Here is a 14908-nt window from a genome sequence, read left to right as displayed (position 1 = left end):
AATGATGTTCCCATTACATCGGGTAACGAACTGGTAGAAAAAATTGCAAGATTGAAACCGGGCGACAAGGTTAAGGTTACTTATTTAAGAAACGGGAAAGAGTTTACTGCTACGCTGACCCTGAAAAATAAATCAGGCACATATGATATTGTAAGGACTTCTGCATTGGATGATTTTGGAGTGGATTTTGTTCCCCTTGACAAGAAAAAAGCAAATGAATACGGACAGACCGGTGGCGTGATAGTTAAAAAGATAAACCCTAACGGCTTAATAGAAGCACAAACAAGAATGCGTGACGGGTTTATTATTCTTCGCGTAAACGACAAACCCGTGACTTCTGTGGATGAATTGTCTGATGAAGTTGAAAAAGCCGGGAACAACATCAAGCTTGATGGATTTTACCCGGGTTTTGAAGGCTTGTATACCTATAATATCACCAAAGAACCTCAATAAAAAGTTATAGCGATATCTGCTTACATGCAAAAAATGTTCTGGTTTTTCCAGGACATTTTTTTTGTAAAAAGCACCGGACATCAGCAATAACCTGAGATTTGGGGTAATGATATTTTTAATCATTAACACGCTGCGCTCCTGTTCCGAATAACAACACTATGGTTCCTGCTTCTGCATAGATGCCTACAACGGCTAATGGTAACCCATTACCAGAATGCCGGGGTGTGATAATACTGCTGTGAAGTCAAACTAAAAGCCCTCAAAAAAATATATATTCGTGGAACATCAAATTAAACAATGATGAACGGAGCATTCCCGGGTATAAAAAAAATAAGCTTCTCTTTACAGGGATTGTCTCTCCGCCAACGCATTCCTTTACTGATCTGCCTTCTTTTATGCAGTGTTGTCGCGGTTTTCAGCCTGATGTCGTATTTAAGCGTCAGAAGCCTTGGAATAAACGCAGGCAAGCAACGGCTTATCAACCTTACTATCCAGGCAGGCAATATGATAGAGGAATCTTTGCGTGATATCGTTATTGATACAGATGAAGCCATTGCAGAAAATGTGGTACTTGATTATTTAAAACATGGCACAACAGCATCAAAAAAAGCAACACTCAACTTATTAGAACAAATAGGTGGCGACGGGTCTTCGGTTTATGCCGAATTAATGGACAACGATTTTAATACTTTGCTGTCGGCCGGCAGAGCTCCCGGTTACAGGCCCGGCAGCTTAAAACCATTACCGGATACTTCATTAAGAAACTTTACGAATAAAGCAGGTAATATTTACCACGTCAATGACTCTATTTATTTCCCCGTTATCATTCCGGTCCTGGATGACAAAAAAGCCATCGCATATATCATCAGATACCGGCAGGTAAAAATAACTTCCAAATTGATAGAACAATTTTCAAAGCTCGCGGGAAGAGGAGCAGCCCTGTACGTGGGTAACAGGGATGGCAGCCTTTGGACAAACCTGGTACACCCGGTATCCTACCAGCTTCCGGTAAGCCACCTGAATAAGGAAAAAACCTTTGAATACGTTAATAACAACAATCATTTGATCGGTGCAGTACGGTATATACCAGACACTCCCTGGATAGTAGTGCTTGAGTTCCCACACCAGGCATTTTTACAGGCCTCAACTCAATTTTTTAACTGGCTGATGATCGTGGGCTTTATTCTTATAGGCAGTGGCATAATAGCGGCATGGCTGATGAGCCGGAACCTCACACGTCCGCTCAATACATTAACCGCTGCTGCAGCAGCCATTGCGGGCGGCGACTACGCGTCAACAGTAGATGTGAGCGGTGGTGGCGAAGTAGCCAAACTGGGAGAGTCTTTCAATGCCATGTCGACAAAATTAAAATCCGCCCAGGATATAATGAAGCAACAAATACTTGAAGCAAAACAGATGAATGAGCAATTGCGCCACCTTTCTGCCCACATGGAAAAAGTGAGAGAGGAAGAAAGGCTGCATATTGCCAGGGAAATGCATGATGAGCTGGGTCAGTTGTTAACCGGGTTTAAAATGGATGTTTACCTTTTAAAAAGAAAGCTTTCGGGTAATGAAGACCCCGCCATAACAGAAAAAATCCGCTCTCTCGAAAATGCCGCGGGAGAAGCAATACAGTTTGTCAGAAAGCTTTCGTCCGAGCTGCGGCTTGGCCCCCTTGAAGACCTGGGACTGATCGCTGCACTGGAATGGTATTGCGGTGAATTCACAAAACGCTTTAATATTCCTGTTGCTTTCAACAGTTCCGTTACGAACATCCAGACATCTTCTCTTATCAAAACCGGCTTGTTTCGCATTTACCAGGAGTCGCTTACCAATATTGCCCGCCATGCCGGTGCCACCCGGGTTGAAGTTAATTTTGAGGTTATCAATGATAAAATATCACTTACTATACGCGATAATGGCAAAGGCTTTAATGCCGACCCGCCTGAAAAACGAAAAACCCTTGGTTTACTGGGAATGAATGAAAGAGCCATAGTGATCGGTGGATCATTGAAAATCAGGTCTGCCAAAGGAAAAGGAACGATTGTAGAGATCACCGTTCCCATTGTAAAAGATGCGGTAAGTGCATGAGCCGGTAACAGCAAACGTGCCGCATGTTTTGCCCTGTAACAACGTTTATGAAGAACTGAAATACAAATTGCATCACCGCGCCTTACATCGTAACTATACAATACGACGCATTCCCTTTAAGCTCTTATTTATACCAAATACATAATCAGGCATTGGGTTTGCATTAAACACACATAAATTTAATGGCTATGAAAATAATTATCACATTCCTCCTGTTTGCTATTGCTCTACCATCGCTCGGGCAGCAGGAGAATGAAGGCAATGAAAACAACAGGAAGAAGATGGAACAATTCCTGCCTTCAGTTACCCGCAGCATAGGCGGAAGCTTTCAGCAATTTGATGGGTTGAATGCCCGTGTGGCAAATTTACCCCAGTTTGAACCGTTAAAAGGCTACACAGCTACACTTGGACTGGGATGGATGAAAGAAAAAAACAGGTTCATTTCCGATATGGGTGTTACTGCCGGCAGCAGCCTCAGCCGCCACAGGAATGAAAAAAGCAGCACCGTCCGCTATATTGGCTTTAACGCCAACGCCGGTTACGATGTACTGAAAGATGAAAGAATAACGCTTTACCCCCTGGCGGGCATCGGGTTCCAGGCTTACCAGTCCGTTTTTTATAAGGACAACTCAGCAGTGGATTTCAATGATGTGCTGCAATCGCCTGTTGTGGAAAACAGTATTCATCCGGTAAAATTTCATAATGGATTCTGGGTGTATCGTGCCGGGCTGGGTTTGTCATTCACATCTCCCAAACATCCATCGGGCTCAATAGGCCTGCAGGCAGGATATACGGGCAGCTTCCAAAAAAGAGCATGGCGGAGTAAAAACAATCAGTCGTTGCGCAATGCCCCCAGGGACAGGATCTCGCAGTTTTACATTGGTCTTGTGTTAACCAGTAGGCCGTGGATGATGAAAAGATAACTTACGCCGGGCGATTGTTTAAAGTGCTTAAAGGCTCTGAGTCCGCTCCGGCCGGCGTTAAACGGCATTCATTATCTTCCTGAAAATTTCGTACACAATAAAAATAAACCATTTGGTTTATTTTTTTATCTTTACTGCCGGTTTAATCCTCAAAATGTCAAAGGCAGAAAACACAAAGCAATTCATTATTGAAAAAACGGCTCCCGTTTTTAACACAAAGGGGTATGCAGGAACTTCCATAAATGATATTATGAGCGCAACAGGTCTTTCAAAGGGTTGCATTTACGGTCACTTTGAAAACAAAGATGATGTTGCATTGGCGGCTTTTGATCATAACCACAACAGGGTCAGGGAATATATCCGGGGAAAGGTTTTAGCGACAGAGAATTCCATTGAGCGTTTGCTTGTCTATCCGCACATTTACAGAAATTATTTAAAAATTCCTTTTCTGCAGGCAGGATGTCCTATTTTGAATACGTCCACCGAAGCAGACGACACGCATCCGCAACTGCGGCAAAAAGCATCTGAAGCACTGTCTTATTGGAAAAAAGCACTGGAAAACCAAATCAAACGCGGTATTGCCCGCAATGAAATTAAAGCAGGCACGAATCCAACAGGAACTGCTGTAATAATGATTTCTATAATTGAAGGTGCTTTTATGCAGGCAAAAGTAAGCGGCAAAACAACTGAACTGAAAATTGCTATGAACCATTTGGAAGAAATTATCCTAAGTATAAAAGTATAATTTTTTTAACTTAGAAAAGACCGATCGGTTTATTTTATAAAACAAAGGAGAGATGAAGATTGTAAGATACAACCCTGGATATAAAAAATATTTTGAACGGCTGAACAAAGCCTGGCTGAACAAATATTTTTCGGTTGAACCGCTTGATGAGAAGTTGCTTTCGCAGCCGGAAGAAAATATTTTGAAAACCGGCGGGCAGATCCTGTTTGCCGAGCACCAGGGTCAGATCATTGGAACTGTAGCATTGCTTTTTGTAAAAGAAGGCGTTTACGAATTGGCTAAAATGACGGTTGATGAGGCGTTCCGGGGAATAGGCGCCGGGAAATTCCTGTGTGCTTCAGCCGTCGAAGAAGCGAAAAAACTGAATGCTGAAAAGCTGATCCTGTTTACCAATTCGAGGCTGCAAACGGCAGTAAGCATTTATCGCAGGCTTGGATTTCAGTGTGTTTCGCTTAATGGACAATTGTTCAAACGGGCCGACACCAAAATGGAATTGTTGCTCAGTCCGGTCAATTGGTTCGACCGGAAATTTGATCTCAGTTTCGGAATGGAGCTATATGGAGTATTGCTTGAACGTTTGCAATCTGCACCAAAGATGTTTATACAAATAAATGAAACGCTACCGGAGGAAGTCGGGGTTTTCAGGTATAAAAACAAATGGACGATCAAAGAAAATATTGGGCACCTGACGTTGCTGGAACCGTTGTGGCAAAAGCGATTTGAAGAAATAAAAAAATCAATTTATGAGATGTCGCCTGCCGATGTAAGCAACAGGGCAACCGATAAAATGAACTTCAACACATTTTCCCTGCGGGAACTGCTAAGCGCTTTCACCGGTCAAAGAGCAAAAACCATAAACTTACTGAACAGTCTGCAGGAAAGTGACCTTACAAAGCGCAGCATTCATCCACGGTTGCAGCAACCCATGCGGATCGTTGATCTGATGTATTTTGTGGCAGAACACGATCAGCATCATTTGAATGCAGTGTTGAACATAATCAATAAAAACAGCTAAATGAAAACAATGCTTATTACAGGCGGAAGCCGGGGAATAGGAGCCGCAACCGCTTTACTGGCTGCAAAAGAAGGATATGCTGTAATTGTAAACTATTACAGGAATAAAAATGCCGCTGACGCCATTGTTTCGCAAATAAAAAATGAAAGGGGTACAGCTGTTGCGATACAGGCGGATATAGCAAAGGAACAAGATGTTGCAAGACTTTTTAACGAATCAAAGTGCGTATTTGGTAACTTAAACGTGCTGGTAAACAATGCCGGCATCCTCGAACCGCAAATGAAATTTGAGTCCATGAGCATGGACCGCATCATTAACATTTTCACAACCAATGTGTTTGCCCAGTTTCTTTGCACGCAGGAAGCCATTAAGCAAATGGCTTTAAGTAAAGGCGGTAACGGGGGTGCCATTGTGAATATATCGTCCCTGGCTGCTCAATCGGGCGCGCCCGGCGAATACATTGATTACGCTTCATCCAAGGGCGCCATAGATACTTTCACTATCGGGCTTTCCAAAGAGGTCGCCAACGAAGGCATCAGGGTAAATGCAGTACGCCCCGCATTTATTTATACGGATATTCATGCCAACGGGGGAGAACCTGGCAGAGTAGACAGGATCAAAAATACAATACCTTTAAAAAGAGGAGGCCAGGCAAAAGAAGTTGCTGAAGCCATACTGTGGCTCGCATCGGAGAAATCCTCCTATTGTACCGGAACTTTTATAGATGTGAGCGGAGGGAAATAACCATGCAAACCAACATACTATGAAACTATTTTTTAAAGAGCTTTTTGAGTACAATCATCATTTCAATCAGAAGCTGTCAGCACTTTTTGCAGAAAAACACGATACCATGAGCGACAGATCGGTAAAGCTGTTCGGTCATATTTTGAATGCTCATCACATTTGGAATTCCCGGATTGCCGGAAAGCACAGTGGTCTAAGCGTTTGGGATATTCAAGCTGTTGAACAGTTCCGGAGAATTGACGATAACAATTTCAATGAAACTGTACGTATTCTGGACCATGTTGATTTAAGCAGTATCATTTCATATAAAACCACTAAAGAGCAGGCGTTTGAAAATAAAGCCCGCGATATATTGTTTCATATCATCAATCATTCTACCTACCACAGAGGGCAAATAGCGGCTGATTTCAGGCAAACCGGAACGGAACCACTTACTACAGATTACATCTTTTACAAAAGATGAGACCGCAACAAGAAGATCATACGCTGCGCTGCCGGATGCTGGTAGAAGATGGTGTCTGTGTAAAGTACCCGAATCCCCAATCTATTGCATGCTTCACTCGTCCTTTGAGGCCTGCGTGCAACAGCAGGCCAAAGCGTTTAGCGACTGGGCGCGGTCCATGCCATCCGTTATTAAATACCAATTCAATGCTCCCCGCAATGGCTTTGAATGCGCGACAGTTCCTTTCTTCCTCCCGCTCAAAGATAATCATCTGATCTTCCAGGGTCACCAGGATCCTGTGTGGTAAGCTCGGCGGGCAGTAAGACCGTGTTATCTCTGAGCTGTACCGGTAGCTCAAATGATTCCTGCATAGTGCAGAATTTATTTGCTACAGATGCGCCGTGGTACAGCAGGCATATAAAAAAACAGCGCCACATCCGGCGGCTGGTTTTCTTTCCGTTGCAGATTTCCTGCAATGCCCTGGCAAACACATCTGTTCAGCAAGCACTTTAAAAACAAATGTCTTTCCATGTCGTTGACCAACTCTAATAGCAGCTTCCTTGTCACTACTCAGATGTACGTATTGCCTTTCTCATTTTTCAAGTCCTCTGTCTAAAATTGATTGAACTGACTATTACCTCAGTACCTCTGGCTTCAATGTCGGCCGGTAATAACTTAAAATATGAACGTCAGGATACTATAATGTCAGCTATATGTCTTGTTACAATGGGTAGTTTGTGTTTCTGTATATACCCGTCAAGATGCATCAGGCAGGAAAGGTCTGTTGATATAATGTAATCTGCGCCTGCTGCGATAGCGTTATGCACTTTTTGCTCGCCCATCGCAACTGATATGGCTTCATATTTTGCAGAGAACGTTCCGCCAAAACCACAACAACGCTCGCAATCTTCTGTTTCAATCAACTGCAACCCCTCAATATTATGAAGTAATTTCCTGGGAGCCGATTTTATGCCGCACTCCCTCAATGCTCCACATGCATCATGATAAACCGCTTTCCCTTTAAAGGTTGATCCTGTATTCAATATTTTCAGCTTCTCTACCAGGAATTCAGTGAACTCATAAAAATGCGGCGCTTTTATACTAACGTCTTCTGACAATGCAGTGCCTGTAAAAAGTTGCCTGTAGTAATTTCTGACAAATCCTGTACAGGACCCTCCCACGGTAACAACTAAATGCTCACCTGAAAAAGCTTCAAGGAATTTTTCTGCGACTGCTCTGCTCTCTTTATGAAACCCCGCGTTAAAAGCAGGTTGTCCGCAGCATACCTGGTTTACATTATACAATACTTCACAGCCTGCCCGTTCCAGGATGCGCACCACGTTGAAGGCGGTTTGAGGGAAAAGCTGGTCTACAAAACAGGGTATAAAAATCTCAACCTTCATTTTACTTGTCTTTGTTTTCTCCACAACTGATTGAAAGACTGAGGCGCGAATACAGGTAGTTTTCTATGCTCTCCCCAAGCACCTGAAAATAAAGTGCCAACAACCTTCTGTTTGATTTTTCCGTTTGCCATATTCATAATTGATCTGCTGCTGCATGCTTTGGCCCATACTTTCCACGCCAGTTTTTCAGCCCTTGAAGCCATTTTTGCCGACAACTGCCTGTTGTATAACAATAAAGCATGTATAGGAATTTTTACCGGGCATACTTCCGTACAGGCACCACACAAAGAGGAAGCGTGGGACAAATGTGCGTGTGACTGCATACCTTTTAAGTGAGGCGTAATTACAGAACCAATAGGCCCGCCATAAGTGCTGTTGTAAGTATGTCCGCCTATGTTCCGGAACACAGGGCATACATTCAGGCAAGCGCCGCAGCGTATACAGTATAAACTTTCTCTTGCCCCGGGATCTGCAAGCAGTCCGCTGCGACCGTTGTCAAGCAGAACTACATACATTTTCTCCGGGCCATCTTTTTCTCCATTCTTCTTAGCGCCGGTAAAAATAGAATTGTACACTGTTATGTGCTGACCCGACCCGTGTGTGGCCAGCAATGGCCAAAAAAGTGCCAGGTCTTTTACCGAGGGTAAAATTTTCTCAATGCCCGTAACGGCAATATGAATTTTAGGAAAGCTGGTGCTCAACCGGCCGTTCCCTTCATTCTCTGTCAATGCAACGCCTCCGATATCAGCCAGCAAAAAATTAACACCGGTGATACCAATGTCTGCCTGCACAAATTTTTTTCTTAAAACTTCCCGTGCAAATTGTGTGAGTTGTTCAGGGCTCAACCCCGCAGGAGCGCCTGTTTTTTTATGGAACAGAGCTGCTACTTCTTCTTTGCTTTTATGCATAGAGGGTGCTACCAGGTGATATGGCGGCTCACCGGCTAACTGCTGTATATATTCTCCCAAATCAGTTTCCACCACTTCTACGCCACGAGATGACAAAAACGAGTTCAGGTGGATCTCTTCCGTGACCATTGATTTGCTCTTTACAACAGATTTCGCTTCCGCCTTCCGGCAAATGCTGTATATGGCGTTTTGGGCTTGTTCCGGGGTTGTTGCCCAGATGACCTCTCCGCCGTTTTCCCGGAATTTTTTTTCAAAAGACAAAAGGTGCCGGTCAAGATGGTTAATAGTATGCTTTTTTATGGCATTTGCCATTTTACGCGCCCCTTGCAGATCAGAAAACCGGTCAATGCCCTTATTAAAGGCAATATCTGACTGAAGCAGGCTATGGTTGATCTTTCTCCTGTGATCTGCATCAACAGCCTTCTGCCTGCTTTGTGCAATAAATACCTGCTTATATGTTTTTGTCACAGCCGGGGTTTTATTTCAATGATTGAATGTATAGGAACAACAGCTACAGCAATCTCCGTATAACCGTTCTGATATGTAAAAGGCAATTTTTTGCCTTCCGGTTGCATCTTTACTGAAGCTGGCTTATCCCGTGTGCGTAGCTTTACTTTTAATGATGTAAGCGGCGACAGTTCATCATAACGCATCACGGCTTTATTGGCATGATCCCCGCCAACATTAATTAAATGCACTAACGTAGATGAACCTTTTTTACTTAACACCACATGTACCTTATCAGACCCTGATACTTCTATATCTTTTTCGGGAAGTATCCTGTCTGCAATGTTTGCGATAAGGTGGTTTAAGATAGGACTTTTATATTGCTGGTAAGCTGCAGAAAGATCCATATATACAGCGCCGATATATCCGGAACCCAGGGGATGTACAGAAGCAAACGGATACTGAGTAGCATACCTGTAATCGCTCTGGCTGTATATCCATCCTTCGCAACTGGCCGTATCAGCAGGCACTACTTTTTGCCATCGTGTTTTCAGCCCTGTAATTCCTCCCGCTTTCCTGCCACCTGTGTTTAGTAATTGAAGCGTGTCTTTTCCTTCAAATTGTACTGGAAGCCATGCGGAAAACCGGCGCGAAGCCGCAGCCCCCACTACTAATAAATGTCCCCCGTTCTTTACATATGCAATCAGCCTTTCAAACAGCTTTTCGTTGAATTGTTCCCACTCCGGTATCACGATCAAAGCATATGCTTCCATCTTTTTCTCCAGTTGGTGATCCATCAGTATTTCAACACTGTAGCGATTATCAAGCAGTAAGGATGTAATTCCCTCCATGTTGGAAGACCAGCCATATACGCCTTCATTTTTTTGTTTCCAGCCCTGTAAGGAGTACCATATTCCTACCTGTGGAATAACGCTGGCGCCCTTGCAAAAGGGTTGCCGTTTTCGGCAGTAAGTGGCCAGTTGTTCCATTGCATCCACATCTATTGTCCGGAAGCCCGCATCCCGGTTTTGCTGGAAATACACCTGGAAGCCGCCTCCCATAGCCATTACCTCGGATGCCTCCTGTTGCAATTGCACAAGGGATTTGGGAGCATGTATCCCGCCCATAAAATCAATCGGGAAAAAGCTCCATGCCATCAGGTCCCAGGGACGTTCCTGCAGTGAAAGACACCTCGCCTGGAAAGCGCTGTTGTATACACAGTTGCCGGCTGATACATCACCGGATAAAAAATCCACATCCACGTCTACCGGCTCCGGCATCATGGATGAATATGCCCAGTTGCTGGCAATCTGGAACCCCGGCTTATACCTGTGTAATGCATCAACGTAGTCCCCCAGATATTTACGGTATGCTTCCCGGTTGTAGTCTAACCATAGCTTGTAGCCGGGATCGCCCTTTTTTCGTGGAACAGCAGAAAGCTGAGATCGTTGAAGAAATGACGCTACATTTCCCGAAGTATAATCAGGCGCTGTTACCCAGCAATCTCCATCCACCCATACGCCATCTACTGCATAACTAGCTATCAGTTCTTTTAACTGGGGGATCATCAGTTGCGTAACATACCCGCTCTCATAGGATGCCTTTGCTGAATCCCTGCTGCCGTCAGCATTTACTCTGCCCCATTCAGGGTGTTCGTGCATTGCTTTATCATCCCAAAGCCCGGAGTAGTGTACGTATAGCGGAACACCGTTGTTCTTTGTCACCGTTCTCCAGGTGCGTAAAGGATCGGAAAAAAAACTTCCTGCGCTGTATCCCACTTTGCTAGGATAACTTGAATAACCGGGATGTCCCTTGCTGTCTACCTGTATATAATCAGGCCGGGTACGTTTCAAAAAATCCGAAAGTAAAACAATATCAAAGTTTTTACCTAAATCTTTATCCGCACCTGTTGCATGAAAATCAAAATGGAATCCCAGAAAAGCATCTGCCCGTTTAGGAGATTGTGCAAACGTTCCAGTTGAAAAGGCGATCGTAAGTAAATATACAGTTATGTTACACCTCATTATTATTGCTTTTATTCCGTATGGAATACTTCTTCCATTGCTGTCCATATCTCTCCTTTGGCAGCAGCCTCGGGTAAAGGGATCTGGCAGGGAGCTGTTTCCCGCCACCATCGTTGCGTAACGGAGTCCGCTGCTATCTTTTTCATATCCGACTGGTAATCTGTTCCAATATATTCATAGTGGCTGAACAAGTAATAAGCTGTATCAATCTGCTTCAGATAAATGGTGTAATTACGGATGTTCGCTTCGTGTATTTTTTTCAACACTCCCTGCCAGGCTGCCGCATGCAGCTCCTTATAATATGCTATTTTTTCGGGACGGATGCCTGTTACCATACCAACCCTCTTTATCTTGTTGCCGGATGCAACATGGGTATCTCCGGATGTGCAGCCTGCTAGTATCGCAGCAGAAATCAATAAAAAACAAGACAGCTTCATAATATACTTATTAACATTTAATGATCAGGTCATCCGAAAATAATATACAACACTACCATGATACACAACAGCAATGCCGCCTGAAATTTATAACTGGCAATGCCCTTCCAGCCGACGGCCCGCAATGGATCAAGGGGATTTTTCCAATACAGCTTTTCACTTTCTGCCGTATGTACCACGGGAAAAATGCAAGAAAGAGTGACCTGTATCAAGATACAGGTGCAGAGAAGATAAAAAGCCATCATCATAAACGGCGTCTGCCCGAACCAGCTTCCGGGAAGCACTTTATTAAGTGCAAATACCAGCACACCTAATGCCGAACCTACCCATAAAGTATATTGCGCTGCACGGGCAGACGCCTTACGCCAAAAAACACCCAGTAAAAAAACACAGGTAATGGGTGGCGCAATATGGGCAATAACGTCATTAAAGCCGTTAAAAAGGCTTTCGTAACTATTTAACAGGGGTAGCAGGACGATGGAAAAAACCAATGCTGCCAATACCGAAACCCTTCCTAAAAAAACAAGACGGCGATCCGCCGCATCGGGCCGGAATCTTTTATACAGATCATAACTGACCAGCGTGGAAATTGAATTGAGCGCGCCGGCAACCTGGCTCATAAGCCCGGAAAGCAATGCGGCCACAACGATACCTACCAGCCCTGTTGGCAATAACTGAGATATCATCAAAGTATAAATACCTTTACTGTTAACAACTGTTTCTCCGTTAGCATCAATAGAAGTAACGCTGCTTACATCCAGCACTCCCTTTTGTACCAGCGCATAAGCCAATAGCCCGGGAACCACAAAAATGAAGACAGGCAGGATTTTGATAAAGCCACAAAACAAAGCGCCTGCTCTTGCATGATTTTCGTTGCGGGCGCCCAACACCCTTTGAACGATGGTTTGATCAGCACACCAGTACCATATGCCCAGCACCGGATAGCCGAGTAGCACAGCATACCAGGGCATTCCGCTGCTGTCTCCATGAGGGCGCAACATGGATAGTTTATCCATCGCATTATTTTGCCTTAGGGTATCAACCAGAACATTCCAGTCTCCAAGCTTTGAAAATGATATCCAGGTTATCACAACAGCGCCTCCTACCAGTACTATAGTTTGTATGGATTCAGTTACCACAACTGCTTTCAACCCTCCTATCATCGTATAAATGGCAACCAGCACAGCAATAACCGTAACGCTTACATACATATTAATACCCAAAAGCGTTTCAAGCACTATTCCACCGGCCAGCAACGAAAATGCAATATGAATAATGACAGCAGAAACAATAGAAATGATCGTAAGCCAGTCGCGGCATGCCTGATTATAGCGTTTTTGAAGAAAAACAGGCAGCGTAGGCACACCGGAACGGATATAGAATGGCACAAAAAACAAAGCCAGCAAAATAAGTGTCAATGATGCCATCCATTCAAAATTGCCATTCAGCAACCCGGTATCAAACCCTGATTGCGCAAGGCTTACCAGGTGTATGCAGGATATGTTGGTAGCAAACAAAGCCAGCCCTATCATAGGCCATCGCAGGGTTTTTCCCGCTAAAAAATACTGCTCAGATACACTTGTGCCGTCGGCTGCTTTTTTTCTTAATCCCGTCCACAACCCTACGGCAACAATTACCACAATATACCCTATACATATTATCAGGTCAGGCTTTTCAATCATATGCTTGTCAGTCGTATTTACAATTAAAGACTGTATACCGTTAGAGTCTGCAATGCTATTCCTGGTTTGTCAGAAATAACAGTCAGCTTCAACTGATCTGTCTCCACGGGGTCAATTGGCTCTATGCGTTTGCGTCCTATACTGCTGCCACCAGCAACGGGCTTCCATTTGCCATTTACGAAAGCTTCCAGTTGATAGGAATGAATATGTTGTCCTTTTGCAATGTCCTCTTCTAATTCCAGCCAGCCTAATTTTGACCTTCCGCCTAACCTGATAACTTTCTCCGTGCCGGTTTCTACGGAAGTAAGGCTCACAACTTTCCTTGCAAAAACTGATTTTATGTTCTTCCCAAAATCTGCCAGCCTTTGCTGTTCGGCCGGTACAATCAGCCCGCTGGTATCGGGGGTCATATTGATGAGCAGGTTAGCGCCCCGACCAACAGATTCAAGGTATACTTTTGTCAAAAAATCAACGCTTCTTAATGTTTTGTCAGAATCCGGATACCAGAACCATTTATCACGCGTGTGAATATTGGCTTCTGCAGGTAGCCAGCCTGTGCTTTCCGGACCAACCCAGTTTTCGGACCAGTTGTCATCTGTAACAATATTCCACAAAGGATAAGCCGCCCATCCCTGCTCGCTGCCCGACCACCGCACGTCAGGTCTTGTTCCTCCCATCACAACCGCCTGCGGCTGCAGGTTCTTCACCATAGTGCGTATGGCGTCTCCATAACCCGTACCGAGCCGTTCCATTGTAGTGCCGTTCATTACATCCCAGCCAAAAGGATCGTAGGCGCCATCGAACCACAGGTAATCTATCTGTCCGTAATTGGTCAGCAGTTCTCTCAACTGTTCTATAAACTTTGTAAAATATGCATTCACATCCCCTACAATTTTTCGTTTTCCCATCGGGTCGGGGGTGCTGGTACAATTTTCATTTTTATCGCCCCCCGAAATATATAAACCCGGTTTAACCCCGTACTTCCTGCAAGCGGCAACAAATTCTGCCACTACGTCTCCTTTACCGTTCTTCCAGGGAGCTTTTTTTACAGAATAATCTGTCGTATTTGTTTGCCACAAGCAAAACCCGTTGTGATGCTTAGCGGTCAATACTATATGTTTCGCGCCAAATGACACCGCTGTTTTTACCCATTGCTCCGCATCCAATTTTACAGGATTGAAAACACCAGCATCAGGAACCGTCATAAATTCGGAAGCGGTATAAGTAGCAGGTCCAAAATGAACAAATGCGCCGAGCTGTCGCTGCTGAAATACCAGTTGCTGCGGAGTAGGTTGACTGGTATGCCTGAAAATACCACTACCATTTTTCTTAAGGTTTCCATCCGGCGCGATCAACACCGGCGTCCAGTCGCCCTGGTGCACAGGTGTGTTCCCGTCTGCTTCCATATCCGAAAAAAAATGTTCAAACAATGCGGCGGGAGTACCCTCATACGTTGCCCATTGCAAGTCTCCTGCCGTTGTCTGATCACTGCCTGTGAAATACAATATCGTCTGGCCTTTAAAGTAGCACAGCTCTACATCTGACGCATTAGTTTCAGGGATGCCGGGATCAATAAGGGGAATATTGCGGATAG

At 44.4% G+C, this 14908-nt stretch carries 14 protein-coding genes; 8 read left to right on the top strand and 6 right to left on the bottom strand.

What is annotated here, in order from left to right; all coding sequences use genetic code 11:
• The 8 genes from PLH26_RS13155 to PLH26_RS13120 all read left to right on the top strand — a co-directional run.
• Positions 1-453 (top strand): PDZ domain-containing protein (locus tag PLH26_RS13155; protein ID WP_324586487.1); only part of this gene is annotated, 453 nt, incomplete at its 5' end.
• Between the two features lie 297 nt (positions 454-750).
• A complete protein-coding gene (locus PLH26_RS13150) occupies positions 751-2544 on the top strand; it encodes a sensor histidine kinase (protein WP_324586486.1) in 1794 nt (597 codons plus the stop codon).
• Positions 2545-2732: 188 nt separating this feature from the next.
• Positions 2733-3467 (top strand): hypothetical protein, encoded by a 735-nt coding sequence (locus PLH26_RS13145; RefSeq protein WP_324586485.1) that lies wholly within the window; start codon positions 2733-2735, stop codon positions 3465-3467.
• Between the two features lie 154 nt (positions 3468-3621).
• The gene (locus PLH26_RS13140) at positions 3622-4212 is read left to right on the top strand and encodes a TetR/AcrR family transcriptional regulator (RefSeq protein ID WP_324586484.1); all 591 of its coding nucleotides are present in this window, start codon (positions 3622-3624) and stop codon (positions 4210-4212) included.
• Between the two features lie 52 nt (positions 4213-4264).
• Positions 4265-5227: a GNAT family N-acetyltransferase gene (locus tag PLH26_RS13135; protein ID WP_324586483.1), complete on the top strand. Its 963-nt coding sequence runs from the start codon at positions 4265-4267 to the stop codon at positions 5225-5227.
• The gene (locus PLH26_RS13130; RefSeq protein WP_324586482.1) at positions 5228-5971 is read left to right on the top strand and encodes an SDR family oxidoreductase; all 744 of its coding nucleotides are present in this window, start codon (positions 5228-5230) and stop codon (positions 5969-5971) included.
• A gap of 19 nt (positions 5972-5990) precedes the next feature.
• The gene (locus PLH26_RS13125) at positions 5991-6434 is read left to right on the top strand and encodes a DinB family protein (protein WP_324586481.1); all 444 of its coding nucleotides are present in this window, start codon (positions 5991-5993) and stop codon (positions 6432-6434) included.
• A gap of 88 nt (positions 6435-6522) precedes the next feature.
• Positions 6523-6720 carry a hypothetical protein gene (locus tag PLH26_RS13120; protein WP_324586480.1) on the top strand — a complete coding sequence of 66 codons (198 nt, stop codon included), beginning with the start codon at positions 6523-6525 and terminating at the stop codon, positions 6718-6720.
• 382 nt (positions 6721-7102) lie between these two features.
• Here the strand turns inward: PLH26_RS13120 and PLH26_RS13115 are convergent, their stop codons facing one another.
• The 6 genes from PLH26_RS13115 to PLH26_RS13090 all read right to left on the bottom strand — a co-directional run.
• Positions 7103-7816: a (Fe-S)-binding protein gene (locus tag PLH26_RS13115; protein WP_324586479.1), complete on the bottom strand. Its 714-nt coding sequence runs from the start codon at positions 7814-7816 to the stop codon at positions 7103-7105.
• Entirely contained in the window at positions 7813-9192 is a 1380-nt protein-coding gene (locus PLH26_RS13110) for a LutB/LldF family L-lactate oxidation iron-sulfur protein (protein WP_324586478.1), read from the bottom strand. The genes PLH26_RS13115 and PLH26_RS13110 overlap by 4 nt, the downstream gene beginning before the upstream one ends.
• Entirely contained in the window at positions 9189-11195 is a 2007-nt protein-coding gene (locus tag PLH26_RS13105; protein WP_324586477.1) for an alpha-L-fucosidase, read from the bottom strand. Before PLH26_RS13105 ends, PLH26_RS13110 begins: the two co-directional genes overlap by 4 nt.
• Before the next feature lie 11 nt (positions 11196-11206).
• The gene (locus tag PLH26_RS13100; RefSeq protein ID WP_324586476.1) at positions 11207-11632 is read right to left on the bottom strand and encodes an L-rhamnose mutarotase; all 426 of its coding nucleotides are present in this window, start codon (positions 11630-11632) and stop codon (positions 11207-11209) included.
• Between the two features lie 29 nt (positions 11633-11661).
• Entirely contained in the window at positions 11662-13314 is a 1653-nt protein-coding gene (locus PLH26_RS13095) for a sodium:solute symporter (RefSeq protein WP_324586475.1), read from the bottom strand.
• A gap of 23 nt (positions 13315-13337) precedes the next feature.
• A partial coding sequence (locus tag PLH26_RS13090) for an alpha-L-fucosidase (protein ID WP_324586474.1) occupies positions 13338-14908 on the bottom strand: 1571 nt, incomplete at its 5' end.

The sequence above is a fragment of the Agriterribacter sp. genome, from assembly GCF_035444585.1.
Taxonomy (GTDB): domain Bacteria; phylum Bacteroidota; class Bacteroidia; order Chitinophagales; family Chitinophagaceae; genus Agriterribacter.
This window is presented reverse-complemented; position numbering and strand designations above follow the sequence as displayed.

Coding starts and splice junctions, on each gene's coding strand:
- PLH26_RS13150 (WP_324586486.1), top strand. CDS start 751: ATGATGAACGGAGCATTCCCGGGTATAAAAAAAATAAGCTTCTCTTTA.
- PLH26_RS13145 (WP_324586485.1), top strand. CDS start 2,733: ATGAAAATAATTATCACATTCCTCCTGTTTGCTATTGCTCTACCATCG.
- PLH26_RS13140 (WP_324586484.1), top strand. CDS start 3,622: ATGTCAAAGGCAGAAAACACAAAGCAATTCATTATTGAAAAAACGGCT.
- PLH26_RS13135 (WP_324586483.1), top strand. CDS start 4,265: ATGAAGATTGTAAGATACAACCCTGGATATAAAAAATATTTTGAACGG.
- PLH26_RS13130 (WP_324586482.1), top strand. CDS start 5,228: ATGAAAACAATGCTTATTACAGGCGGAAGCCGGGGAATAGGAGCCGCA.
- PLH26_RS13125 (WP_324586481.1), top strand. CDS start 5,991: ATGAAACTATTTTTTAAAGAGCTTTTTGAGTACAATCATCATTTCAAT.
- PLH26_RS13120 (WP_324586480.1), top strand. CDS start 6,523: ATGCTTCACTCGTCCTTTGAGGCCTGCGTGCAACAGCAGGCCAAAGCG.
- PLH26_RS13115 (WP_324586479.1), bottom strand. CDS start 7,816: ATGAAGGTTGAGATTTTTATACCCTGTTTTGTAGACCAGCTTTTCCCT.
- PLH26_RS13105 (WP_324586477.1), bottom strand. CDS start 11,195: ATGAGGTGTAACATAACTGTATATTTACTTACGATCGCCTTTTCAACT.
- PLH26_RS13100 (WP_324586476.1), bottom strand. CDS start 11,632: ATGAAGCTGTCTTGTTTTTTATTGATTTCTGCTGCGATACTAGCAGGC.
- PLH26_RS13095 (WP_324586475.1), bottom strand. CDS start 13,314: ATGATTGAAAAGCCTGACCTGATAATATGTATAGGGTATATTGTGGTA.